The sequence below is a fragment of the Nonomuraea sp. NPDC049750 genome (assembly GCF_040659625.1).
Taxonomy (GTDB): Bacteria; Actinomycetota; Actinomycetes; order Streptosporangiales; family Streptosporangiaceae; genus Nonomuraea.
Genome location: NZ_JBFANB010000007.1, coordinates 171,530 through 195,418, shown reverse-complemented (window position 1 = coordinate 195,418; position 23,889 = coordinate 171,530). Strand labels below are relative to the sequence as shown.

At 69.8% G+C, this 23,889-nt stretch carries 19 protein-coding genes; 8 read left to right on the top strand and 11 right to left on the bottom strand.

What is annotated here, in order from left to right:
• Positions 1–57: 57 nt before the first annotated feature.
• From AB0J16_RS21200 to AB0J16_RS21190, 3 genes are all read right to left on the bottom strand, one after another.
• The gene (locus tag AB0J16_RS21200) at positions 58–1,518 is read right to left on the bottom strand and encodes a DHA2 family efflux MFS transporter permease subunit (RefSeq protein WP_358541820.1); all 1,461 of its coding nucleotides are present in this window, start codon (positions 1,516–1,518) and stop codon (positions 58–60) included.
• A 78-nt stretch (positions 1,519–1,596) separates the two neighbouring features.
• The gene (locus AB0J16_RS21195; RefSeq protein WP_358541818.1) at positions 1,597–2,082 is read right to left on the bottom strand and encodes a MarR family winged helix-turn-helix transcriptional regulator; all 486 of its coding nucleotides are present in this window, start codon (positions 2,080–2,082) and stop codon (positions 1,597–1,599) included.
• 26 nt (positions 2,083–2,108) lie between these two features.
• Positions 2,109–2,993: an AfsR/SARP family transcriptional regulator gene (locus AB0J16_RS21190; protein WP_358541816.1), complete on the bottom strand. Its 885-nt coding sequence runs from the start codon at positions 2,991–2,993 to the stop codon at positions 2,109–2,111.
• Between the two features lie 150 nt (positions 2,994–3,143).
• On the opposite strand from AB0J16_RS21190, the gene AB0J16_RS21185 reads away from it, so the two are divergent.
• Positions 3,144–3,359 (top strand): DUF397 domain-containing protein, encoded by a 216-nt coding sequence (locus AB0J16_RS21185; RefSeq protein ID WP_357943849.1) that lies wholly within the window; start codon positions 3,144–3,146, stop codon positions 3,357–3,359.
• 100 nt (positions 3,360–3,459) lie between these two features.
• Here AB0J16_RS21185 and AB0J16_RS21180 read toward each other — a convergent pair whose 3' ends face one another.
• Together AB0J16_RS21180 and AB0J16_RS21175 are read right to left on the bottom strand one after the other, a co-directional pair.
• Positions 3,460–4,332 (bottom strand): Scr1 family TA system antitoxin-like transcriptional regulator, encoded by an 873-nt coding sequence (locus AB0J16_RS21180; protein ID WP_358541813.1) that lies wholly within the window; start codon positions 4,330–4,332, stop codon positions 3,460–3,462.
• A 371-nt stretch (positions 4,333–4,703) separates the two neighbouring features.
• On the bottom strand, positions 4,704–5,492 hold the full coding sequence (locus tag AB0J16_RS21175; protein ID WP_358541809.1) for an MBL fold metallo-hydrolase: 789 nt from the start codon (positions 5,490–5,492) through the stop codon (positions 4,704–4,706).
• 53 nt (positions 5,493–5,545) lie between these two features.
• Here AB0J16_RS21175 and AB0J16_RS21170 point away from each other — a divergent pair, with 53 nt between their 5' ends.
• Positions 5,546–5,944, top strand: a complete 399-nt coding sequence (locus AB0J16_RS21170; RefSeq protein WP_358541807.1) for a MerR family transcriptional regulator — start codon at positions 5,546–5,548, stop codon at positions 5,942–5,944.
• Positions 5,945–6,068: 124 nt separating this feature from the next.
• On the opposite strand, the gene AB0J16_RS21165 is transcribed toward AB0J16_RS21170, so the two are convergent.
• Both AB0J16_RS21165 and AB0J16_RS21160 read right to left on the bottom strand, forming a co-directional pair.
• The gene (locus tag AB0J16_RS21165; protein ID WP_358541805.1) at positions 6,069–7,253 is read right to left on the bottom strand and encodes a hypothetical protein; all 1,185 of its coding nucleotides are present in this window, start codon (positions 7,251–7,253) and stop codon (positions 6,069–6,071) included.
• 113 nt (positions 7,254–7,366) lie between these two features.
• Positions 7,367–8,902, bottom strand: a complete 1,536-nt coding sequence (locus AB0J16_RS21160; RefSeq protein ID WP_358541803.1) for a phospholipid carrier-dependent glycosyltransferase — start codon at positions 8,900–8,902, stop codon at positions 7,367–7,369.
• 189 nt (positions 8,903–9,091) lie between these two features.
• Between AB0J16_RS21160 and rsmI the strand changes: the two genes are divergently transcribed.
• Positions 9,092–9,940, top strand: a complete 849-nt coding sequence (gene rsmI, locus AB0J16_RS21155; protein ID WP_358541800.1) for a 16S rRNA (cytidine(1402)-2'-O)-methyltransferase — start codon at positions 9,092–9,094, stop codon at positions 9,938–9,940.
• Between the two features lie 10 nt (positions 9,941–9,950).
• Positions 9,951–11,537, top strand: coding sequence for a phospholipid carrier-dependent glycosyltransferase (locus AB0J16_RS21150; RefSeq protein ID WP_358541798.1), 1,587 nt, complete (start codon positions 9,951–9,953; stop codon positions 11,535–11,537).
• Here the strand turns inward: AB0J16_RS21150 and AB0J16_RS21145 are convergent.
• Positions 11,473–13,017, bottom strand: coding sequence for a hypothetical protein (locus tag AB0J16_RS21145; RefSeq protein WP_358541796.1), 1,545 nt, complete (start codon positions 13,015–13,017; stop codon positions 11,473–11,475). The genes AB0J16_RS21150 and AB0J16_RS21145 overlap by 65 nt on opposite strands.
• Before the next feature lie 99 nt (positions 13,018–13,116).
• On the opposite strand from AB0J16_RS21145, the gene AB0J16_RS21140 reads away from it, so the two are divergent.
• Together AB0J16_RS21140 and metG are read left to right on the top strand one after the other, a co-directional pair.
• The gene (locus AB0J16_RS21140) at positions 13,117–14,340 is read left to right on the top strand and encodes a glycosyltransferase family 2 protein (RefSeq protein ID WP_358541794.1); all 1,224 of its coding nucleotides are present in this window, start codon (positions 13,117–13,119) and stop codon (positions 14,338–14,340) included.
• A gap of 62 nt (positions 14,341–14,402) precedes the next feature.
• Positions 14,403–16,184 carry a methionine--tRNA ligase gene (metG, locus tag AB0J16_RS21135; RefSeq protein WP_358541793.1) on the top strand — a complete coding sequence of 594 codons (1,782 nt, stop codon included), beginning with the start codon at positions 14,403–14,405 and terminating at the stop codon, positions 16,182–16,184.
• On the opposite strand, the gene AB0J16_RS21130 is transcribed toward metG, so the two are convergent.
• Together AB0J16_RS21130 and AB0J16_RS21125 are read right to left on the bottom strand one after the other, a co-directional pair.
• Entirely contained in the window at positions 16,129–17,352 is a 1,224-nt protein-coding gene (locus tag AB0J16_RS21130) for an FAD-dependent monooxygenase (RefSeq protein WP_358541791.1), read from the bottom strand. The two genes, metG and AB0J16_RS21130, sit on opposite strands and share 56 nt — an antisense overlap.
• Before the next feature lie 24 nt (positions 17,353–17,376).
• Complete coding sequence (locus AB0J16_RS21125) at positions 17,377–20,709, bottom strand: BTAD domain-containing putative transcriptional regulator (protein WP_358541789.1); 3,333 nt, start codon at positions 20,707–20,709, stop codon at positions 17,377–17,379.
• A 19-nt stretch (positions 20,710–20,728) separates the two neighbouring features.
• Between AB0J16_RS21125 and AB0J16_RS21120 the strand changes: the two genes are divergently transcribed.
• A complete protein-coding gene (locus AB0J16_RS21120) occupies positions 20,729–21,583 on the top strand; it encodes a TatD family hydrolase (RefSeq protein ID WP_358541787.1) in 855 nt (284 codons plus the stop codon).
• A 142-nt stretch (positions 21,584–21,725) separates the two neighbouring features.
• The gene (locus AB0J16_RS21115) at positions 21,726–22,583 is read left to right on the top strand and encodes a ubiquitin-like domain-containing protein (RefSeq protein ID WP_358541784.1); all 858 of its coding nucleotides are present in this window, start codon (positions 21,726–21,728) and stop codon (positions 22,581–22,583) included.
• A gap of 112 nt (positions 22,584–22,695) precedes the next feature.
• Here the strand turns inward: AB0J16_RS21115 and AB0J16_RS21110 are convergent, their stop codons facing one another.
• Positions 22,696–23,889: a hypothetical protein gene (locus tag AB0J16_RS21110; protein ID WP_358542272.1), complete on the bottom strand. Its 1,194-nt coding sequence runs from the start codon at positions 23,887–23,889 to the stop codon at positions 22,696–22,698.

Sequence of the window (23,889 nt, the reverse complement as noted above, 5' to 3'; positions counted from 1 at the left end):
TCGCAACGGAGTTTCGCCGGCAACGGCCGGGACCGGCCCGGCCGTTGCCGGCGAAAGTCAGGCTGAGGTGAGTACAGCGGGGTCCTCAGCGGTGGTGGCGGTGGTGTCCCGTTCGGGCCGGCGCAGCACGGTCAGCGCCACGATGAAGGCGGCCACGAGCAGCGCGGCGGAGATGGTGAAGGCCACGTGATAGCCGCCGGTCAGCGCGACCGCCTGACTCTGCCCGGCGGACAGCAGATCCTCGGTACGGGAGGCGGCCAGCGTGGACAGCACCGCGACACCGATCGCCATGCCGACCTGCTGGGTGGTGTTGAACAGCCCCGAGGCCAGGCCCGCGTCGTCGGCCTTGGCGCCGGACATGCCGAGCGTGGTCAGCGCCGGCAGGACCAGGCCGCCACCGGCGATGAGCAGCATGACCGGGAGCAGGTCGGTGACGTAGTTCGCGGTCACCGGGACGCGGGTGAGCCAGCCCATCGCCGCGAACAGGAGGGCCAGGCCGACCAGCAGGACGCGGCGGGCGCCGAAGCGGGTGTTGAGCCGGGCGGAGACGAACAGCGACACGGCGCCGATGGCCACCGCCGCGGGCAGCATCGCCAGGCCGGTGCCGAGCGCGCTGTAGCCGAGGACCTTCTGCATGAAGAGCGCGACAATGATCTGGAAGGCGAACATGGCCGACAGCGCCAGCATCTGGACCAGGTTGGCGCCCGAGACGGTACGCGAACGGAAGATCCGCAGGGGCATCAGCGGCGTTCTGGCGGTCGCCTGACGGATGACGAAGGCGGCGAGCAGAGCGAGGGATACCGCGCCGAGGCCGAGGGTGTGCGCGGCGAGCCAGCCGTACTCCTCGATCTTGACCACCGTGTAGATGCCCAGCATCAGACCGCTGGTGACCAGGACGGCGCCGATGACGTCGGCCCCGGCGGCGAGTCCGGCCCCGCGGTCGCCCGGCAGCGCCCGGATCGCCAGCGCGATGGTGGCCAGGCCGATCGGCAGGTTGATGAAGAAGATCCAGTGCCAGCTGAGCGCATCGGTGATGACCCCGCCCAGAACCTGACCGATCGAGGCGCCGGCGGCGCCGGTGAAGCTGAAGATGCCGATCGCCTTGGCGCGTTCCGCGGGCTCGGTGAACAACGTCACCAGGATCCCGAGAACGACCGCGGAGGCCATCGCGCTGCCCACGCCCTGGAGGAACCGGGCGGCGATCAGCAGGCCGGGCCCGGTCGCCGCGCCGGCCAGCAGCGAAGCGGCGGTGAAGACCGCGTTTCCGGCCAGGAACATGCTTTTACGGCCGATGAGGTCACCCAGTCGTCCGGCCAGGAGCAGCAATCCGCCGAAAGCGATCCCGTACGCGTTGACGATCCAGCTGAGCCCGGCGGGCGAGAAGCCCAGATCCCGCTGCATGGCCGGCATCGCGACGGTCACGATGCTGCCGTCCAGGACCGTCATCAGCATCGCGGCGGACAGCACTATGAGCGCCGGCCAGCGCGATGGTTGGGGGGAAGGTGCGGTATATGACATGGCCATCTCCTGCTCGAAAGGCGAACAAGAGGAACCATAACAGATAGTCCCGTTGTAGACGATATGCCTCGGACCTTTTTAGCCCTTCTGCCGAGCCCTTCGAACCCCTTGCGGCGCCTCGGCGGGTGTGGCCAGATGCCCAGTCGCCAGGCGATTCATGGCCCGCAGCAGCACCTCGGCCTCGTCCTCGGGCAGCGAGGCGAGGGCCGCCCGGTGGACGCCATCGACGATGGCCTGGCTCTGCTTGGCGACCTCCGCGCCCTTCTCGGTGACGGCGATGATCCGGGCCCGCCGGTCCGTGCTGGACGGGCGGCGCTCGGCCAGGCCCGCCTTCTCCAGGGCATCGACGGTGACCACCATCGTGGTCTTGTCCATGTCGCCGAGCTCGGCGAGCTGGATCTGCGTGCGCTCCTCTTCCAGAGCGTGCACGAGCACGCAGTGCATCCGCGCCGTCAGCCCGATCTCCGCCAGCGCCGCCGCCATCCGGGTCCTCAGGATGTGGCCGGTGTGGTCCAGCAGGTACGACAGGTCCGGCGCGGTGCGGGAAGGGGCCATGGCAGTCATGTCGTCCAGTTTAGCAATTAGTTCCGTTATGGATTATCCCGATGCTTCGCGTCGCCCTTCCTGGCGGCTTCGGCCACGCGGCGGACGGCGCTCTTGTCGGCCTCGCCGGGTGCCCCGGAGGGCGCGAATCCCGGCGAATCACCGAGGGCCGGGTCCTGGCTGAGGATGCGCTGATGGAGGCGCTCGATCTCCGCGCCCGGATCGGCCCCGAGCTCGTCGGCCAGCCGCTTGCGCAGGGCGGCGAACGCGCCCAGCGCTTCGGCCGGTCGGCCGGCGCGGTGGCAGGCCAGCATGAGCAGGCCGGTCAGCTGCTCGTCGGGCGGCCCGGCGGTGGCCAGGTCCAGGATCTCGGGGACGAGCAGCGCGTGGTGCCCGAGCCGCAGCTCGGCCTCCAGGCAGTCGATCACCGCGGCTCGGTGCTCCGCCTGCAGCTTGGCGCGGGCGTTCGCCGCGGACTGGCCGGTCAGGCCGCTGAGCGGCTCGCCGGGCCGTAGGCCGCGGGTGCCCCACTGCCGAAGGGCGTCACGCAGGATCGGTACGGCCTGCGCGTCGTCACGCCCGATCAGCGGCCGCGCCTCGTTCACCAGGTCGCGGAAGCGGTAGACGTCGACCTGGTTCCGGTCGGCCAGCAGCCGGTAGCCGTTCTGGTACTTGGGCAGCATGTCGCCCAATTTCGGCCCGCTGGAATGTCCCAAATGAGCACGCAGGTCGCTCGCATAATGCTGGATGACCTTGCGCGCGCTGTTTATCGGCTCCGCGCCCCAGATCTTGTCGATCAGCTCCTCCATGGTGACCGGCCGGGTTCCGGCGAGCAGGAGCAAAGCCAGCATCAAACGTTGTTTTCGGTCACCGACATAAACCCGCACACCGTCCCGGTAAGCCTCCACGCCGTTCAACAATCGAAACTGCATCGGTCCACTCCTTCGTACTACGTGTATTGGATATGACTAACGGCGTTCATAGAATCCCTATGGCTGACCGACGGCGCGGCACCGAGCCGATACCCAGGCCGACCAGACAGCGGGCGGCACATGTCTCCCCGGACGGACAGGAGAGAAATAATGGGTACTGCCAAGGAAGGCCGGTCGCGGCGCGCCGAATGGTTCAAGGCGACGTTCAGCGACAACGGCGGCGGCTGCGTAGAGGTCGCGCTGGGCGAGAACGTGGTCGCGGTGCGCGACTCCAAGGACCCCGAGGGGCCTGTTCTCTATTTCAGCGGTGAGGAGTGGGGCGCGTTCCTCGCCGGGGTGTACGCGGGCGAGTTCGACCTGAGGTGATCCTGGTCCATGTCCGGTTCGCGACCTCCCGGGCGGCCTCGGGGAGTGCGCGAGGTGCCCGCTCCCCGGGGATGGGCGGACGGCCGTGCGCAAGGCGGGGTCACCGATCCGCGGCGCGGACGTCGGCGCTGATCGTGGCGAGGAACTCCCGCGCCTCGTCGCCGAAGACCGCCATCTGGGTCAGCAAGGACCACTGCCGCTGATAGACCGCGATGTCGTCGGCGTGGCCGGCGCTCAGCCTCACGTGCGCGACTTCTATCTCCACAAAAGTGTCCGCCGCGCTGCCGTCGCTCTCGTAGAGGGTGAAACCGTGCGGGGGGCAGACAAGTGCTTCTGTGTTGTGCGGTATCAAGCCGATGGAGACGTTCTCCAGCGTGCTCAGCGAGGCTATCCGGTCCAATTGGGCGAGCAGGAGTTTGGCCGATCCAGGACGGCACCGCAGCGCCGCCTCGGTAATGAGGAATTCGAAACGCCGGCTTTCCTCATACAGGGCGAGCTGCCGCTGCAAACGAGCCGCGACGGCCATGGACAGATTGCCCTCGGTGTATGGCGGGTCGAACAACGCGAAGATGCGCCGGGCATACTCGGCGGTCTGCAACAACCCCGGAATGACGGTGGGCTGGAATCCCCGCACCAGCTGTGCCTGGTCCTCCTGCTCCCGAATCTCGTCCTGAAGGTGCGCCTGCCGCTGGAGGGCGGCCCGCCAGCTGTGCATCTCGGTGAAGGCCGCCTCGGTCAGGTCGGTCAGCCATTCCCGGGTCTGACTCGACGCCTCCACCGCCTCGCCCCATGCCGTCACCTCCGGCAGCGAGGGGATCACGGTCCCTGACTCGATGCGGGAGACCTTGGACTGGCTGATGCCGACCCGGTGGGCCAGGTCGCGCCCGGAGATCCCGGCCAGGTCACGCAGGCGCCGCAGCTCTGTGGCCAGACGTTCTCGCTTGGTGCGCTGTTCCGCGCCGTCACCGTTCATCCGCTCCGCACCCTCGACAGCATCCGGCGCACCATTCTCTACGAACCAGTTTGATGCCAATTGATGATGCACTAAATCAGCTAATGTCGCACACGTCAAACCGGTGGGCGGTGCCCGGTCCTGCCCTGTTTGGGGGAGAGATGGCTGGTCCACGCGCGGGCGCGCTCACCTCGGCGGGGTAGCGGTGTGATTCACAGTGATTCAGAGGGGGCGCGACCGGCTTCGGTGAGAGCGAGATGGTGGCGCGCGCCGGGCTCGGAGCCCGGCCACCGCGTTCTGCGCGCCGCGGTGGCCGGGCAGCCAGAGGTACGCGCGCGGGCGACAACCGGTTCATGCCCAGTAGAGCGCGCCCTACGACAACTGACCAGATCTCAACTCATCCGGTGCAGCTCCCACGGGTCGTGCGCGGAGAACACCTCCACCCCGTGCACGTTCGCCAGTTCGCGCAGCCGGGCCTGGCTCGTCAGCCGCGACCCCTCGTCCACCTGCGAGTCGAGCTGCACGATGTCCATCAGCGGATGCGGTCGCGGGTCGTCTGCCGACAGCTCGCGGTGGTAGAAGTAGGCGTCACCGGCGTGCAGCAGCCACCGGTCGCCGTCCCTGACCGCCACGCCCGCATGGCCCACTGTGTGCCCGGCGAGCGGCATCATCAGGAAGTCCGGCGAGAACGTCGAAGGCCGCACCCCCTCGACCCCGTACCAGATGTCCCCGGTGCCGGGGTAGGTGACCCAGCGCGGGCCGTGCGCCCAATGGCCGGGGCGATAGCGGCGGTTCGGCGCCTCCGTCAGCGCCGCCTGCAGCTCGGCCGCCATGACGTGCACCTCGGCCTGCGGGAAGTCGGGCAGCCCGCCGCTGTGGTCGACGTCCAGGTGGGTCAGCAGGATGTGCCGTACGTCCGCCGGGTCGTAGCCGAGGGCGGCGATCTGCTGGACGGCGGTCTCCGCCGGCCGGAGCTCGGGCCCGACCAGCTCGACCCACTCGGCTTCGAGAAGCTCGCCGGGGCGCGTCACGTCGTCCAGCCCCAGCCCCGCCTCCACCAGGACCAGCCCCGAGTCGGGGGTCTCGACCAGCAGGGCGTGGCAGACGGCGGGCGCGGAGGGCAGGGACTCGGTCGAATCGATCTCGCGCATCGAGCCGAGATTCAGGTGATGGATTGTCATGTGCCCTAGACTGCGACTTGAAGCGCGGTTCAAGTCAAGTCAAGGAGCGGGCCGTGGACGAGACGTTGCTCGACATCGGTGAGGTGGCGCGGCGGTCCGGCCTGGCGCCGTCGGCACTGCGGTTCTACGAGCGCAAGGGGCTCATCACGGCCGACGGGCGCAACGGCCTGCGCCGCACGTACGTGCCGGAGACGCTCGAACGCCTGGCACTGGTCACCTGCGCGCGTGACGCCGGGTTCACGCTCACCGAGATCGCCGCGTTCCTGCGGGCCGGGCCGTCCGACGCCGTGTTGCGCGAACGGATGGCCGCCAAGGAGCGCGAGGTGGACGAGCGGATCGCGCAACTCACCCGGCTGCGCGACAGCCTGCGCCACGCGGCGGTGTGCGACCACGACCCGTTCGTGGAGTGTCCGGACTTCAAGCGGGCCATCCGCCGCGTCAGCGTCCCGTAGGCGCCCAGGGAGGTCCGTCACACGACCGTCTCGGACCCTGTGACGGTCCCGTGGCGGCTGGGGTCCTTCGGGGGAGATAGGAGGAATCCCCCTTCGGGGAGCGGACGAAGAGGGTCCGTGGTGGTCAGCCTGCGCTCACGTACTGCCTCGGTCTCAGGGCGTGGGCGCGGAGGGCGGCCAGGGCGGCGAGTTGGCCGGAGCGGGTCACTCGTACGGCGAGGTCGTCGGCGAAGGCCAGGCCGAGCGCCTTGAGCTGGGCGACCAGGTCGGTCACCGGTGTGGCGACGTCCTCAAGGCTGGTGGCGGGATGCCAGCCCTCGCCGCCGACCACCTCGGCCACCCGCTCGCGCAGCTCGGAGGGCGACATCAGCGCGCCGTCGGCGAGCAGCATGAGCGCGGCCTCACGCGCCGAGAGCTCGAACTCGTGCTCGCCCCTGGCCAGGAGCAGCTTGGTGACCGCGTCCCACATGGCCTCGGGGGAGTCGAGCAGCTGCCGGCCGTAGTCGGTGATCGACAGCCGGACGCCGGAGCGGCTGATCGCGCCCAGCTCGCGTTCGGCCAGCTCGCGCAGCCGGAGTGCCTCCGGTGAGGGGGCCAGGCGCATGGGGAGGCTGCCTTCGGAGGCGGCCAGCGACAGCAGGCCGTGCAGCGCGGGCAGCTGCTGGACCGAGACGGGAGCGTGCAGTCGCACCTCGAACGGCTGGGCCAGCTCGCGCCGGGCCGGGCCGCGGCCGAGCACCCAGCGGTTGAGCCGTTCGCCGTGTACGCGATGCAGCCAGCTGTCGCCGCCCAGCTCGGTCCGGGGCGCGGTGAGCCAGCGCTTGGTCAGCGCGCCGGGATCGACGTCGTCGCCCGAGACGATCGCCAGCTCCAGCGCCGCGGAGCAGGCGACGTGCGCGCCCAGCTCCTCGGGGCCCATGATCATGCTCCATTGGAGGTCGGGCACGTCGGGCGGGAGCACTCCGGTGGCCTCGAGCGCCACCTGGTAGGCGTTGGTGCCCGCGTCCTCGCCCTCACGGGCGTAGGTGCGCAGGATCTTGGTCGTGAGGGGCGACTCGCACAACCCGGCATAGCGCTCCAGCCCGCCGACCTGCAGCAGCCGCCCGAGCGCGCGGGCCAGCCGCTCATGGTCGCCACCGACCTTGAGCGGCAGTGTGTACCAGAGGAACTCGCAGACGTCGAGCTGCGTAACCGTCTCCAGCGGCTCCCCGCCCGTCAACCACTCCACAGCGGTCCTGGCCTCTTCGGCCAGGTCCGGCTCGGAGCGCTCCAACTCGGCGAGCAGGGCGGTGACGTCTGGTGCACTCATGCCTCGAAGTTTGCCGTATCGACCCCGGGCCTGACGATGACCGAAACCGGTGCGTATTGGGTCTTGCACTGCGACTACCCTATGAAATTAGTAAATATGGAACTGTGACCGGGTCAAATCCACCGCTTGTCGAAGAGCATCCGTGCCTTCCACTCGGTGTAGGGGATCAGCTCGGCGGACAAAACCGGATGCAGCCACCAGAAGTTGATCAGTGCCAGTAGTGCGAACGCGCCGACGGCCGCAGCCCCGAGCGTACGCCTCAACGGTACAGCCCCACCCGGTGTCTTCGCTGAGGGGCCTATCAGCAAACCCGCGCACAGCGTGATGGCCAGCACCATGAACGGCACCATCGGCACCGCGTAGAACAGGAACATCGTGCGGTTCTCGGTGATCGCGAAGTAGAACCAGGGCAGCCAGCCCATCGCGTAGGCCAGCAGCACCGCGCCCGCCCGCCAGTCCCGCGTGGCGACGTACCAGGCGATCAGGGCGATCAGCGCGGCCAGCGCGCCGAACCAGATCACCGGGGTGCCCACGCCGAGCACGGCCTCGGCGCAGTCCTTGGCGCCGCAGGCGCCGCCCTTGTTGCCCTCGTAGTAGAAGGCGACCGGGCGCAGCAGCAGCGGCCACTGCCACGGATCCGACATGTAGGGATGTGAGGTCGCCAGCCCGCTGTGGAAGGAGAAGACCTGCCACTGGTACTGCACCCACGACCGCATCGAGTCGATGACGAAGTAGATCGGGCCCGAGGAGGTGGCCTGGTCCCAGTTGCGGCCGTAGCCGGCCGCGCTGACGAACCAGCCGGTCCAGGTGGCCATGTACGTCACGAACGGGACCAGCGCGAAGGCGACCAGGCCGGTCGGCACGTCCTTGGAGAAAGCGCCGGAGTAGGGATTGCGCAGGCCGACGGCCCGCCGCGCGCCGAAGTCCCACAGCAGGCTCATGACCGCGAAGGCGGCCAGGAAGAACACCCCTGACCACTTGACCCCCATGGCGGCACCGAGGCACAGGCCCGCGGCGATCCGCCACGGCCGCAGCCCCAGCCAGGGCCCCTGCGGCGACAGCGGCGACGTCTCGTACCAGTCGACCAGCCGCTCCCGCGCCCGGTCGCGGTCGACCACCAGGCAGGCGAACCCGGCCAGCACCCAGAACATCAGGAAGATGTCCAGCAGTGCCGTACGCGACAGCACGAAGTGCAGCCCGTCGAGGGCCAGCAGGAGCCCGGCGAAGCAGCCGAGCAGGGTCGAGCGAGTCATCCGGCGGGCCACGCGGGCCAGGACCAGGATCGACAGCGTCCCGATCACCGCCGCGGCGAACCGCCAGCCGTAGGGGTTCATGCCGAACAGCCACTCGCCCACGCCGATCATCCACTTGCCCAGGGGCGGGTGGACCACGTAGGAGGCGCACTTGTCGAGCGTCGCCTCCGTGCACTTCTGAAAGATGTCGGTGTTGCCGGCGATGAGTGCCTTGTCGGCATCCTTGATCGTGACCCGCTCCACGAGCCACGTGATCAGCGAATAGCCGTCCTTGGCGTAATAGGTCTCGTCGAAGACGACGGCCTTGGGGTGGCCGAGCCCCATGAAGCGCAGCACGCCACCGAAGATGGTGATGAACAGCGGCCCCAACCAGCCCCACAACACGCTGCCACGCATCGGCGGGACCATCCGATCTCGGATGGATCGCCCCCCGGGACTGCTCTCGTCCGCCGCCGGTTGGCCACTTGACTGGCCAAAGGTTTCGTACGGGAAATCGGTCACCGCCATTCGGACATCGTACGGGCCTCAAGCCAGTGCTTACCCAGGAAACAGGGTCTTATCGGGATGCCCTGCCACAATGGCCGGGTGACAGTAAAGGGCAGGTTGGTGCTGGCAGGAGCCCCCATCGGGCAGGCGGGCGACGTTTCGCCGCGGCTGCGCGAGGTGCTCGAGAACGCCGACGTGGTGGCGGCCGAGGACACCAGGCGCCTGCGCAGGCTGGCGGGCGACCTCGGCGTGGAGATCCGCGGGCGGGTGGTCTCCTACTACGACGCCAACGAGGCCGGACGCGCGGCGGAGCTGGTCGAGACGCTCAAGCAGGGGCAGACGGTGGTGGTCATCACCGACGCGGGCATGCCGGGTGTGTCCGACCCCGGCTACCGCCTGACGCACCTCGCGGTCGAGGAGGGCATCACGGTCACCGCCCTGCCGGGCCCGAGCGCCGTCACCACCGCGCTGGCCGTCTCCGGCCTGGCCAGCGACCGCTTCTGCTTCGAGGGCTTCCCGCCGCGCAAGCCTGGAGAGCGCGCTCGCCGCCTTTCGGCGCTGGCGAAGGAGGAGCGCACGATGGTGTTCTTCGAGGCGCCCCACCGGCTCCAGAGCGCGCTGGAGGCGATGGCGGAGGCCTTCGGTCAGGAACGGAAGGCCGCCGTCTGCCGCGAGCTCACGAAGACCTACGAAGAGGTACGGCGCGGCGGCCTGGGCGAGCTGGCCGCGTGGGCGGCGGCGGGCGTCAAGGGTGAGATCACCGTCGTGGTCGCCGGTCACGTCGCGGCCGACACCGAGCCCGATATCGAGTCACTGGTCGCCGAGGTGGACCGCCGCGTGGCCGACGGGGAGCAGCGTAAGGCGGCCGTGGCCGACGTGGCCAAGGAGGCGGGTCTGCCCAAGCGGGAGCTCTACGACGCGGTTCACAGGAGATCGTCCACCCCATAGGGTGCGCATCGTGAAGAAATGGGGGATTTCCGCACAGCGGCTGGTCCCGCCCATGCAAGGGGGCGCCCTCTGGGGGTGGCTGGGGCCGATCGCGGTCGCCCTCTTCGGCGGAATACTGAGATTCGTCAGATTAAGCGAGCCGAGGGCCATCGTCTTCGACGAGACGTACTACCTCAAGGACGCCTACTCGCTGCTCAGGTTCGGCGTCGAGCGGGTCACGCTGGGCGACTCCAAGAACCCCGAGGCCGACCACCGGCTGATGGCCGGCAACCTCGACATTTTCAAGCACTGCCCGAACACGACCGACTGCGCCTCGTTCGTCGCCCACCCGCCGCTGGGCAAGTGGATGATCGGGCTGGGGGAGTGGCTGTTCGGCGTGAACCCGTTCGGCTGGCGGTTCGCCGCGGCCGTGGTCGGGACGCTGTCGATCCTCATCCTGGCCCGGCTGGCGCGGCGGATGACTCGCTCGACGATGCTGGGCTGCCTGGGCGGGCTGCTGCTCTCGCTGGACGGCCTGCACCTGGTGCTGTCGCGTACGGCGCTGCTGGACATCTTCCTGATGTTCTGGGTGCTGGCCGGGTTCGCCTGCCTGGTGGTCGACCGCGACTGGTCACGGCAACGGCTGGCCGACTGGTACGACAACTCGCCGCTCACCCCGACCGGGCCACCGCTCGGTCTGCGGCCGTGGCGGATCGCCGCGGGCCTCTGCCTGGGGGCGGCCTGCGCGGTGAAGTGGTCAGGGGTGTTCTTCCTGGTCGCGTTCGCGGTCATGAGCCTGCTGTGGGACATGGGGGCCAGGCGGGCCGTCGGGCTGCGCAATCCCTACTCCGGCGCCTTCACCAAGGACGTGCCGTCTGGGCTGGCCGCGCTCGGGCTGGTGCCCGCGCTGACCTTCGTGGCCTCGTGGGCGGGCTGGTTCGTCACCGCGGGCGGCTACGGGCGCAACTGGGACCAGGCGACGTCGTCGGGGCCGCTGTTCTTCGTCGTCGACTCGGTGCGATCGTGGCTGAAGTACCAGGTGCAGGTGCTCGGCTACCACACCGGGCTGCACGACTATCACCCGTACATGTCGGATCCGTGGACGTGGCCGGCCCTGTTCCGGCCGGTCTCCTTCTTCTACCCGACGGACCTGCCGCCTTCGGCGTGCGGGGCGGACAAGTGCTCGCAGGCGGTGCTCGGGGTGGGCACGCCCGCCCTCTGGTACGCCGCCATGCTCGCCCTGCTGGGACTCATCGCCTGGTACGTCGCCACGCGCGACTGGCGGGCCGGGGCGGTGCTGCTGACCTTCGCCGCCGGCTGGCTGCCGTGGTTCTACTACGCCATCGCCGACCAGCGGACGATGTATCTCTTCTACATGATCCCCGTGGTGCCGTTCATGGTGCTGGCGCTCGTCCTGGTCGCGGGGCTGGTGATCGGGAAGGAGAGCGCCCCACCCGCGCGCCGGGCGGTGGGGGCCGCGGTCGTGGGGGCGTTCACGCTGATCGTCCTGATCAACTTCTGGTGGCTCTACCCGGTGCTGGTCGCCGAGACGCTCACGCAGGCACAGTGGTGGGCTCGGATGCTGACGCGGGCTTGGGTCGTACCCGCGCCAAAGTGACGCCGCGGCGCAGCGTGATCGCCGCGGCGATGCAGGCCAGGGGGACCGCCGGCAGGACGTAGCGGTAGTCGAACTCCGCCGTCGCGGCGGGCGCGAGCAGCAGGCCGAACGCCCCGAGCCAGGGCAGGATCACCGGCCCGCCGAACCGGCGCCAGCGGACCACCGTGCCGTACAGGCCGATCAGCATCACGCCGCCCAGCACGATGCCGGGCAGGTAGACCACCTGCTGGTAGCCGCTCATGATCTGCGCGAAGGGCGCGACGATCTTCGTCTCGGGCGGGCCCTGCTCGTAGGTGTAGGCGTCGGTGTCCGTACGGCCCTGATAGGAGGGCCACTGGGGCAGTCGCTTGGGGTTGCCGCTGTCATCCAGCTCGTAGAACGGGATGAAGCGATACATGTTGTACGTCTTCTCGTCCGGGAAGCGCGGCCGGCCCCAGTTGAAGGCGCGGAAGAAGTCGCGCGCCACGACCTTCAGGTAGTCGCCGGGCTGCGAGGTGATCGCCCGCGTGGCGAACGCGCTGGCGGCCTCGTTGGTGATGTCGGTGAACTTCTTGCCCGCGCCCCAGCGGTGCAGCACCTCACCCGTGCCCTGGCCGTCGCCGTTGCCCTGGCCCCAGAGATACCACTGCGCGTAGTCCTTGCGCTGATTGACCGGATCGTTGATGCACAGGAGCAGCATCTGGAGCTCCCGATATTTGTCGATATGCATCTTGTTGCAATCGGCGAAAATCGCCGTGCGCATGTAAAGGATGAGCCCGTCGCTGTTGGTCATCGCGAATTTACCGAAGTTTGTTGAGAACCACCCCATGTAGGCGAGGACCGGGACCGCGCAGGCCATGATCACGGCCACGATCGCCTTCCACCCGGTCCGCTTGATGAGCAGATAGGCGACGACCAGGGCGAGGATCGGCAGGCCGATCGAGCGGGTGAGCGCGGTGAGCGCGAGCAGCAGCCCGACGACGACGCCCAGCTTCCACGACATCCGCCGGTTCCACAGAACGATCGTGATCACGCCCACGACCAGCAGCGTGAACAGCGTGTCGGACATGATGAGCTGTTCGAGCTGGATCTGGTAAGCGTCGAACAGCACCGGGACGGCCGCCAGCGTCGCCCCCCACTTCGGCAGCCCGAACTTCGCGCGCACCAGCGCATAGATGAGCGCGCCCGTGGCCAGGCCCATCAGGTGCTGGGACATGGTCACGAGGGTGAAACTGTGGAACGGCTTGAGCAGCAGCAGCCAGAATCCGTAACCGTCGGGCCGGATCGGGTGCGGCCGGGGGTGCAGCGCCACGGATACGTACTCGTAGGAGTCGTTGAACCACATCGCCGGGCCGTAGCCGAGCATGGTTATCAGCCGCAGCACCCCGCCAATGGCGAATGCGGCGGCGAACACCCGATGACGGCCGACGAACGCCCATGCGCGCGCTATCCGGCCAGGGGCGGAGGGGTCCACAGGGGTCATCTCCGCAGCGCTCACCATGCTGTAAAGAATGCCAGTCGTTTTTAGGACTTGACCCGACCATCCTCGGGCACAGGGCATGATGGTGGGCTGGAAGAGCCTTAACTGAAGGGTTGAGACGTGGAACTGACGGTGGTCATGCCCTGCCTCAACGAGGCGGAGACCGTGGAAGTCTGTGTGCGCAAGGCACTGGCGTGCATGGAAGAGCACGGCATCGAGGGCGAGGTCCTGATCGCCGACAACGGCAGCACGGACGGCTCGCAGCAGCTCGCCCGTGACGCCGGTGCGCGTGTCGTCCACATCGATGAGAAGGGTTACGGCAACGCCCTCATGGGCGGCATCCGTGCCGCGCGTGGCAAATACGTCATGATGGGCGACGCCGACGACTCCTACGACTTCACCTCGTTGCTCCCATTCGTCGAACAACTGCGCGACGGTGCCGATCTCGTGATGGGCAACCGGTTCAAGGGAGGCATCGCCCCCGGCGCCATGCCTCCGCTCCACCGCTACCTGGGCAACCCGGTGCTGTCGTTCATCGGCCGGCTGTTCTTCCCGTCGGCCATCGGCGACTTCCACTGCGGCCTGCGCGGGTTCAGGCGCGACTCGATCCTGCGGCTCCAGCTGCAGACGGGCGGCATGGAGTTCGCCTCCGAGATGGTCGTCCGCTCCACCCTGTCCGGCCTCGACGTGCGTGAGGTGCCCACCACGCTGTCGCCCGACGGCCGCTCCCGGCCGCCGCACCTGCGCTCCTGGCGTGACGGCTGGCGCCACCTGCGCTTCCTGCTGCTGTACAGCCCCAAGTGGCTGTTCTTCTATCCCGGCATCCTGCTGATGATCATCGGCCTGGTCGCGGGCACGGCGCTGACGTTCGGCCCGGTCGAGATCGGTGAGCTGGCCTTCGACGTCGACACCCTGGTCGGCGCGTCGGCGGCGGTGGTGATCGGCTTCCAGGCGGCGTTGTTCGCGCTGTTCACCAAGGTCTACGCGGCCGAGGAGGGCTTCCTGCCCGAGTCGCCACGCGTGCGCAGGCTCATCGACATCGTCACCCTGGAGAAGGGCCTGGTGGTCGGCGGGTTGCTGGCCCTGGCCGGTCTCGTCGGCCTGGTGATGTCGCTGGTGCACTGGCAGGTCCGCAGCTTCGGCTCGCTCGACCCGCGCGAGTCGCTGCGCATCGTCGTGCCCTCCGCGACGGCGCTCATCATGAGTTTCCAGACCATCTTCGCGGCGCTTTTCATCAGCATCCTGGGCATCCGCCGCACCCGCGAGAGCTCGATCGACGCCGCCGCCAAGGTGGCCGAGGAGGCGGCCGAGGCCGTGTCCCGCGAGGAGTCCAAGACGCGTTGATCATCCGCCTCGTGCCGGTGTTCGGTACGAGGCGACCGTGGTCGCACCGTAGGCTTGGCCCTATGTCCCAGCACATCTTGACCGCCGTAGCGTGGCCGTACGCTAACGGCCCTCGCCACATCGGGCACGTATCCGGATTCGGCGTGCCGTCCGACGTCTTCAGCCGCTACCAGCGGATGGCGGGCAACAAGGTGCTGATGGTGTCCGGCACCGACGAGCACGGCACGCCCATCCAGGTGCAGGCCGACAAGGAGGGCGTGACCGCCCGCGAGCTCGCCGACCGCTACAACCGGGTGATCGCCGAAGACCTGACCGGCCTGGGGCTGTCCTACGACCTGTTCACCCGCACGACGACGAAGAATCACTACGCCGTCACGCAGGCGATCTTCAAGGGCCTCTACGACAACGGCTACATCTTCCCCAAGACCACGATGGGCGCGATCTCCCCGTCCACCGGACGCACCCTGCCCGACCGTTACATCGAGGGCACCTGCCCTATCTGCGGCTACGACGGTGCCCGCGGCGACCAGTGCGACAACTGCGGCAACCAGCTCGACCCGATCCAGCTCATCAACCCCAAGAGCCGGATCAACGGCGAGACGCCGATCTTCACCGAGACCGAGCACTTCATGCTCGACCTGCCCGCCTTCGCCGAGGTGCTCGGCTCCTACCTGCAGTCCAAGCAGGGCGAGTGGCGGCCCAACGTGCTCAAGTTCGCCCTCAACCTGCTCGGTGACCTGCAGCCGCGGGCGATCAGCCGCGACCTCGACTGGGGCGTGCCGATCCCGCTCGACGGCTGGCGCGACCAGCCCAACAAGCGGCTCTACGTCTGGTTCGACGCCGTCATCGGATACCTGTCCGCCTCCATCGAGTGGGCCAAGCGTTCCGGCGACCCCGACGCGTGGCGCCAGTGGTGGCAGAATCCCGACGCCCGTGGCTATTACTTCATGGGCAAGGACAACATCGTCTTCCACGCCGAGATCTGGCCCGCGATGCTGTTCGGCTACAGCGGCCAGGGCGCCAGGGGCGGCTCGCCGGGGGCGCTGGGCGCGCTCAACGTGCCGTCCGAGGTGGTCTCCAGCGAGTTCCTGACCATGGAGGGCAAGAAGTTCTCCTCCTCGCGGCAGGTCGTCATCTACGTCCGCGACTTCCTGGCCCGCTACGACGCCGACGCGCTGCGTTACTACATCGCCGTGGCCGGTCCGGAAAACCAGGACACCGACTTCACCTGGCAGGAGTTCGTCAACCGCAACAACGGCGAACTCGTCGCCGCGTGGGGCAACCTGGTCAACCGGTCGATCTCCATGGCGGCCAAGAACTTCGGCTCGATCCCCGAGGCCGGTGAGCTGACCGACGCCGACCGGGCGCTGCTGGAGCGCTCGCGCAACGCCTTCGAGCCCGTCGGGGCGGAGCTCAACCGCTCGCGGTTCAAGAACGCCATCACCGAGGCGTTCGACGTGGTCCGCGACGCCAACCGCTACCTGGCCGAGCAGGAGCCGTGGAAGCTCAAGGACGACGCGGAGCGGCAGAAGTCGATCCTGCACGTCGCCCTCCAGGTGGTCGACGACGCCAAGACGATGCTCACGCCGTTCCTGCCCGGCTCGTCCAACAAGGTCCACGCGATGCTCGGTGGCGAGGGCGTCTGGTCCGGCATGCCGGAGATGCACGACGTCGACGAGGACGGCGGCACCCCCTACCCGGTGATCACCGGCGACTACAACGGGGCGGCCCAGTGGGAGCACCGGCAGATCAAGCCGGGCACGCCGCTCGCGCCGCCCGTGCCGCTGTTCAAGAAGCTCGACCCGAAGGTCGTGGACGAGGAGCTGGCCCGGCTGGCCGACTGAGGTCATAGTCCTTGAGCGTGATGGCGCTGGCCGTCTTTCGTGCGGTCCGCGCCATCAGCCCGGTAAAGGGCAGATATGGCATCAGCTTGTAGTTCTGGTTCATGAACCACCGCATGAACCTGGTCTCCGGCACCATGAACTTGCTGACCCCCTCGCCGGACTTCTGGCAGGTGAGGACGTAGTCGCGCATGGCCGCCTCGTACCCGGCGAAGGCGGTCCGATGGTCGCGGGCCGCCGCCAGCTCGCCCGCGAGCACGTACGCGCCCACCATGGCGAGCCCGGTGCCCATGCCCGACAGCGGCGAGGGGCACCAGGCGGCGTCGCCGAGCAGCACGATTCGGCCGTGTGACCAGCGGTCCATGCGTACCTGGGCGATGGCGTCAAAGTAGAAGTCGTCGGCCCGCCGCATGTCGCGCAGCAGCCGGGGAGCCTCCCAGCCGACGCCCGCCATCGCCTGTTCCAGCAGATCCTGCTGCCGGCGGGTGTCGTGGCGGTCATAGGTCAGCTCCGGCGAGCCGAACCAGAACATGGCCTTGGCCTCGGTGTTCTGCCTGGAGCTGTAGAGGGCGACCATCTTGCCCGGTGTGTTGTAGGCGTGGCCGCTGTGGTCGAGGCCGAGGAAGTTCTCCGTCGTGAAGACCGCGCAGTACAGGCCCAGGTACGAGATGAACTCCCCTTCGGGGCCGAAGGCCAGCTCGCGCACCTTCGAGTGCAGGCCGTCGGCGCCGACCACCAGGTCGAAGCGCCTGCTCGGACCCCGCTCGAACGTGACCGTGACACCGTCGGCGTCCTCGTCGAGCGCGGCGATGGAGTCGTGGAAGATGTACTCGGTGCGGTCCCTGGTGAGCTCATAGAGGATCTTGGCCAGGTCGCCGCGCAGGATCTCGACGTCGCCGGCGAACAGGTCGGCCGGCAGGGCGCTCAGCTTCTTGCCCGCCTCGTTGACGTTCCACATGGCGCCCATGTTGGTCTGCTGCCGCTGGATTTCGCCGAGTATGCCCATCTTGCGGAGCACGGTCAGGTGGACGTCGCCGCGGAAGTCGACGGAGTAGCCGCCCTCACGCAGGGCGGGCGCCCGCTCGACGATCGTGGTGGAGTGTCCGGAGCGGTTCAGCCAGTAGGCCAGGGCGGGGCCGGCGACGCTGGCGCCGGAGATCAGGATGTCCATGCCGACGAGCTTCGCCGGGCGCGCTCACCGCGGTCTCACCCCGAGCTCACCGGGCAGAGCGCTGATCAGTCGCAACGGTGAGGCGGCGATCGCCGCCTCGGACACGCCCGCCAGGAGGGCCGCTTGGGAGTGGGTGAGCGTCGCGCCCTCGGTCCAGGCCCGCTCGTATGCCTCCTCGCCCAGGATGGCCCGCGCGCGGGCGGAGACGTCCGCGGCGGCGGGGGTCACGGGATGGGTCCCGCCGAGCATCACGGTGGCGGCCCCCAGCAGCTTGGCGGCCATCCACGCGCCGCCAGTGGCCGCTCGCGAGTCGCCAGGGCCGGGCTGCCCGTCGCCCGCGCTGAGGTCGGGTCGCCTGTCGCCCGTGCTGAGGTCGGGTCGTCTGTCGCCCGCGCCGAGGTCGGTGAGTGCGAGCCGGGCGAGCGACTCGAACGCGCCGGCGCTCTCCGGCGCCGGGCCCGTCGCGACCGCGACCTCCACGGCCTGCCGGTATGAGGCCCTGGCCGCGTCGCGGTCGCCGGCGGCCTCCGCGAGGCGGCCCAGCCCGAGCAGGATCCGGACCCTGTTGCCGGTGCTCCTGAGCCACCCGGGATCCGAGCGCCGCAGCGCCCCCTCGTAGAGCTCCCGGGCCCTGACCAGGTCGCCCTCCTCCAGCGCCAGGTCGCCGAGCCCGCGCAGCGCGGAGGCAACGTTCGTCGGCACGCCCACGCGCCGGGCCAGCTCGGCGGCCCGCTCGTAGTCGGCCCTGGCGGCGGCCGGCCCGGCGCGCAGGTTGAGGTCGCCCCGGTTGCACAGCAGATCGGCCAGGTCCTCGGTCGCGCCCAGCTCCTCGGCCAGCGCGATCGCCTCGTCGGTGTGGGCCAGCGCGACCTCCCGGCTGCCGTGCATGCCCGCCATCATGGCCAGCGCGTCGAGCGCGAGCATCGAGCCCCACCGGTCGCCGAGCGCGCGCAGGTCGTCGAGCGCCGAGACCAGATCGGCCTGCGCCTGGGCGTGCTCGCCCCGGGCCATCAGCGAATAGGCCCACATGAACCGGGACATCGCGCGTTCCCACGGGTCAGGGCTGTGCGCGGCCCTGGAGATCACCGCGAGCGTCGCCTCGGGCGCGTGCATGGCTGACGTGATCATCGGCCACAGGAACGTGAGAATGGGATACTCGCGTGCCCCCTCGCCCGTCGACACGATCGCGTCGGCCACGGCGGAGTGGCGGGTCCACAGCTCGCCGGCCGCTTCGTCGCTGGCCGTGGTCAGCAGGCAGAGCACGTACGCGTCGCCGAGGTCCGGATCCGGCTCCGCCTGGTTGAGCAATTCAATGGCCGGAGCCGTGGCCGTGCCGCGCATCCCGCGCATCCACAGGTAGGTGGACTGCGCCGCCAGCAGCCGCATGCCGAGCCGCACATCGCCCGCCTCGGCCGCCCAGCTCAGGGCCGTCCGGAGGTTATCGTGCTCGGCGGACAGCGACTCCAGCCAGGCGAGCTGCTCGGCCGCGCGCAGGTGCGGGTCGGCCCGCTCGGCGAGGGCGAGGAAGTAGCTCGCGTGCGCACGCCGTACGGAAGGTTCGCCGGTCAGTTCTTCCGCGCAGAAGGCGCGGATGGTCTCCAGCATGCCGTAGCGGCCGTCCGTGACGGTCACCAGTGACTTGTCGGCGAGCGAGTCGAGCAAGTCCTCGGCGTCGGGCAGGCCGCACACCTCGGCGGCGGCCCCGGCCGTCGCGCCGCCCGCGAACACCGTGAGCCGCGCGGCCATCGCGCGTTCGCCCTCGGTGAGCAGCTCCCAGCTCCAGGCGACGACCGCGCGCAGCGTCTGGTGCCGGGCGTCGGCGGTGCGGCTGCCGCGCGACAGCAGCTTGAAACGGTCGGTGCCGAGGCGTTGGGCCAGCTCGCGGGTCTCATGCGTGCGTACGCGGGCGGCGGCCAACTCGATGGCCAGCGGCAGGCCGTCGACCGCCGCGCAGATCTCGCCGACCGCCTCGTCAGCCACGAAATCCGGTCGAACCGCCTTCGCCCGGTCGGTGAACAGCCGGACAGCGTCCGCCTCGGCCAGCGGGCGAACCGGCCAGAGGTGCTCGGCCGTGATGCCCAGCGGCTCGCGGCTGGTCGCCAGGACGCGCAGGTGGGGACAGGCTTCGAGCAGCCGTTCGGCCAGCGCGGCGCTGTCCGCGATCAGGTGCTCGCAGTTGTCCAGGACCAGCAGCAACGGCCGGTCGGCCAGTACGGTGACCAGCCGGCTGAAGAAGTCGTCGGAGGCGGTGGACCGGGGGCCGAGCAGCCCGCCTTCGCGGATGCCCAGTGCCGCGAGCAGCGCGCGCGGGAGGTCGGCGCCCTCGGTGAGGGCGGCCAGCTCGGCGAGGCAGGCGTCGGGGCGCCGCCCGGCGACCTCGACCGCCAGCCGCGTCTTGCCCGCGCCGCCCGGCCCCAGCAGCGTCACCAGGCGGGCCGAGTCGAGCAGTGTGTCGACCGCGGCCAGGTCGTAGGCTCGGCCGACCAACGTGGTTAGCCGGGCCGGTATCCCCGACCTGCCGTTTTGTTCGGCCCACCCCTGTCCAGTCGGCCCCTGTCCAATCGGCCCCTGTTCGGTCAGCCGCTGCTCGGCTGGTCGGGCGGCGGGCTGTGCGGGTGTGGTCTGCGCGCTGGGCGGGGCCAGGTGGGCGAGTTCGCCGCGTAGCAGGCGCTGGTGTAGTCCGGACAGCTCGGGCGAGGGATCGGTGCCCAGCTCGTCGGCCAGCAGCCGCCTGGCCTGCTCGTAGGCGACCAGTGCCTCGGCCGGCCGGCCGTCCGCGCTGAGCGCCCGCATGAGCTGGCCGCGTAGCCGCTCGCGCAGCGGGTGGCGGTCGATCAGCTCGCCGAGCTCCGGGATCGCCGCCCGCTGTGCGCCGCGCCGCAGGTCGGCCTCGATCCGGTCCTCCTGGGCGGCCAGGTGCCGCTCTTCGAGGGGTACGGCGTGCGTCGCGTCGAGGTCGGCGAGCGCGGGGCCGCGCCACAGGGACAGCGCCTCGCCCAGCAACGCGGCGGCCCGGCCGGGATCGATGTCGAGCGCCTGCCGCCCCTCCTCGGCCAGCCGCAGGAACCGGTGCGCGTCGACGTCGCCGGGATCGACGGCCAGCCGGTAGCCCGTGGCCGCCCGCTCGACCATGATGCCGTCGCCGCGCAGCCTCGACACCTGGGAGTGCAGGGCGTGCTGGGCGTTCTTGGGCGGCTGCTCGCCGTACAGGACGTCGATGAGCCGGTCATAGGGGACGACCTCGCCGGGCCGGATGAGCAGCAGGGCCAGCAGTGCTCGCCGGGACCGGCCGCCGAGTGGCACCTCTGCGCCGTCCGCGCGCCAGGCACGGGTGCTGCCGAGAATGCCGAAGCGCATGGACGTTACTTTAGAGGGCGTGAGCAAGATTCCCAGCCCGCCCGAGCCCCTGTCCGCACCGGTGTTCGACAGTCACTGCCACCTCGACATCATGGTCGGCAACCGGCAGGCGTCCTCGGGCGATCCCGTGGCACAGGCGGCGCAGGCGGCTTCGGCGAGCGTACGGAGCATCCTCGACGACTCGCGTGCCGTCGGCGTGACCCGGCTCGTCACGATCGGCTACGACCTGCCCTCCTCCCGGTGGAACGCCGAGGCGGCGGCCGAGCACGAGGGGATCTACGCTGGCGTCGCCATCCACCCCAACGAGGCGCACGCGGCCACGCCCGAGACGCTGGCCGAGATCGAGGCGCTTGCCGGGCGCGACGAGGTGCGGGCGGTGGGGGAGACCGGGCTCGACTACTACCGCGACTGGGCGACCAAAGAGGACCAGCACGCGAGCTTCCGTGCGCACATCGAGATCGCCAAGCGCACCGGTAAGGCGCTGGTCATCCACGACCGTGACGCGCACGACGACGTGCTGAAGGTGCTGGCCGAGGTGGGTGCGCCGCCGGTGGTGGTGTTCCACAGCTTCTCGGGCGACCCCGAAATGGCCAAAAAGTGCGCCGAAGCCGGATATTTCATGTCTTTTTCCGGGCCGGTTACCTACAAGAACGCCTCCTACCTGCGCGAGGCGGCACGGGTGGCGCCGACGGAGCTCATGCTCGTCGAGACCGACGCCCCCTACCTGCCGCCGGTGCCCTATCGGGGCAAGCCCAACGCGCCCTACCTCATTCCCCTCACTCTGCGCTGTCTCGCGGAGGTCAAGGGGGTCCATCCGGATGAGCTGTGCGAGGCCATCAGTGTCAATGGAGTCACGGTCTTCGGAGAGTGGTGACCATCTTTCCGTGAACCGGTAGAGGCGGCGGCGCGGGCGCCACTAGCGTCGTGCCGCCCGAAGCCACTACCGGAGGTAGTCCGTGCGCGGAAAGAGGCGCGCCCCGCGCCCTCGTATTGCCTGGCGATCACCGTGGACACCGGTGATCTGCCTGCTCGCGGTTGTGGCCGTGGGCGGCATCGGGACCGTCGCGGCGCTGGTCAAGAGCGTGGTGCTGGTCGTCGACGGCAAGCCGATGGCGCTGCGCAGCTTCGCCGGCTCGGTGCAGGAACTCCTCGGCGAGGCAGGGGTTTCGGTGGGGTTCGGCGACTCCGTACGCCCGGCCGGACAGGAGGAGATCGCCGACGGAACGCGGATCGTGGTACGCCACGCCCGCCCGATCACGCTGACCCTCGACGGGCGCACCACCCGTCGCCTGGTGACCGCCACGAACGTGGGCGACGCGCTGGCCGAGCTCGACATCAGCCCGGCGGGCGGCCGGCTGTCGGCCCCGCCGACCAAGCATGTGCCGCTGTCCGGGATGTCGCTCTCGGTGTACACGCGGCGTGAGGTGTACGTCGAGGCGGGCGGCCTCCGGATGGCGACCACGACCACCGGCCGGACCATCCGCGAGGTGCTCAGGCAACGCCGCATTCCGGTGCGACCCGGCTACCGGGTGCGCCCGCCGCTCGACAGTTTCCCGGCACAGGGGACCGTCATCAGGGTCAGCCCGCCCGCGCCGCCGCACACCGTGGTCGTGCCGGCGGCCGTGGCGGCGCTCGACTGGGCGGCGCTGGCTCAGTGCATGTCGAACGGCGACCCGCTGGCGGTCAACCCCGCCGGGCCCTATTACGGGATGTACGGGTTCAGCCAGGCCATGTGGACGGCCGTCGGCGGCACCGGGCTACCGCACACCTGGCCGCCGGAGGAGCAGACCTATCGGGCACAGCTCCTTTACCAGCTGGTCGGCGGGCGGTGGCAGGGGCAGTGGCGGGAGTGCGGGGCCCGGCTGTTCGGCTGACCACTTCCCCAGGCTCCGGCCGTTTCCCCAGGCTCCGGCCGTTTCCCCAGGCCCCGGCTGGGTTCGGCCGGTCGGCGGTCGGCCGTTCGGGACGCTGGGGAAGTCGGCTGGATCAACCGGCGATCGATGTGCCGAAGTCGGCTCCCTTGGGCGGTTGGAGCGGCCGCAGCTCGTCGGAGTTGCGGGCCAGCACCATGACCTTGCCGGTCGGGACGGCGTCGGGCTGGCCGATGTAGAGCTTGTTGCCGCTGTAGGCCAGGGACCAGCCGAACAGGCCGTCCGATGTCGGGAGCCTCTTGTCCTCGGCCTCGTTCTTGAGCGACAGCACCCGTACCGCTCCCTCATAGGGTGAGCCGACGGCCACCCTGCCGTCGGCCGAGGCGGCCAGCGAGAAGCCGAACCCGGCGGCCTGCCCCACCCGCCTTGTCGGGCGCATGGCCTGGTCGTAGAGCTGGACGTAGCCACGGCCCGGCGCGGTCACCGCGAAGCCGGACCCCTCGGCGTAGGCCACCGCGTAGCCGTACCTGTCTCCGGCCTCCTTGGTGGGCGAGTCGAGCTTGGCCCCCGAGAGCCTCGGCGCCAGCGCGTTGTCGATGCGGACCGCGGCCCCCGAGTCGGACTTGCCCTGGTCGACCTGGCGGCCGGCGCCGTCGTCGTTCTCGTACGGGACGCCGACGAGCAGGCTGTTGCCCGGTCCGACCGCCACCGACCAGCCGAACTGGTCGCCCACCTCGCCGTTGCCCGGCACCTCCACCGAGTCCTGATTTATCCGGATAAGCCGACCCAGGCCCTGGCGTACGTAGACGGAGCCCGCGTCGGCGATCTGGGCCTGGTCCTCGTACGGCGCGCCGATCGCCACCACGTCGCCCCTCGCGGCCAAAGACCAGCCGAAGTGGGCGTTGCGCTGCGGCTCGGCAGCCGTCAGGCGTTCCGGTCCCTTGCTGTTCCCGCCGTACACGACATAGACCGCACCCGCGTCCCTGACACCGTCCACATCGGCGTAGGGCGCGCCCACCACCAGGTCGGCGCAGGCGTTGCCGGGGTCGATCTTGGCCAGCGTCACCGACCAGCCGAGCGCGTCGCCCTCGATGGCGGGCACTGGCACGGGGATCACCTTGTCCCCGGAGAGGATGTACACCGCACCCTTGCCACCGTCGGCGAACGGATCGCCGACCGCCACGTCCTCCACGCCGTCGCCGTCGAAGTCGCTCGTACCCGCGCACGCGGCCTTCTTGGCAGCGGCTGTCGCCGCGGTGCTCATGCCGCCTATGAGGACGGCCAACGCCAGAAGCGCCGCACCGATCAT

Coding starts and splice junctions, on each gene's coding strand:
- AB0J16_RS21110 (WP_358542272.1), bottom strand. CDS start 23,889: ATGATCGGTGCGGCGCTTCTGGCGTTGGCCGTCCTCATAGGCGGCATG.
- AB0J16_RS21160 (WP_358541803.1), bottom strand. CDS start 8,902: ATGCGTGGCAGCGTGTTGTGGGGCTGGTTGGGGCCGCTGTTCATCACC.
- AB0J16_RS21130 (WP_358541791.1), bottom strand. CDS start 17,352: ATGGACATCCTGATCTCCGGCGCCAGCGTCGCCGGCCCCGCCCTGGCC.
- AB0J16_RS21190 (WP_358541816.1), bottom strand. CDS start 2,993: ATGCAGTTTCGATTGTTGAACGGCGTGGAGGCTTACCGGGACGGTGTG.
- AB0J16_RS21125 (WP_358541789.1), bottom strand. CDS start 20,709: ATGCGCTTCGGCATTCTCGGCAGCACCCGTGCCTGGCGCGCGGACGGC.
- metG (WP_358541793.1), top strand. CDS start 14,403: ATGTCCCAGCACATCTTGACCGCCGTAGCGTGGCCGTACGCTAACGGC.
- AB0J16_RS21175 (WP_358541809.1), bottom strand. CDS start 5,492: ATGACAATCCATCACCTGAATCTCGGCTCGATGCGCGAGATCGATTCG.
- AB0J16_RS21185 (WP_357943849.1), top strand. CDS start 3,144: ATGGGTACTGCCAAGGAAGGCCGGTCGCGGCGCGCCGAATGGTTCAAG.
- AB0J16_RS21165 (WP_358541805.1), bottom strand. CDS start 7,253: ATGAGTGCACCAGACGTCACCGCCCTGCTCGCCGAGTTGGAGCGCTCC.
- AB0J16_RS21180 (WP_358541813.1), bottom strand. CDS start 4,332: ATGAACGGTGACGGCGCGGAACAGCGCACCAAGCGAGAACGTCTGGCC.
- AB0J16_RS21195 (WP_358541818.1), bottom strand. CDS start 2,082: ATGACTGCCATGGCCCCTTCCCGCACCGCGCCGGACCTGTCGTACCTG.
- AB0J16_RS21200 (WP_358541820.1), bottom strand. CDS start 1,518: ATGTCATATACCGCACCTTCCCCCCAACCATCGCGCTGGCCGGCGCTC.
- AB0J16_RS21145 (WP_358541796.1), bottom strand. CDS start 13,017: ATGGTGAGCGCTGCGGAGATGACCCCTGTGGACCCCTCCGCCCCTGGC.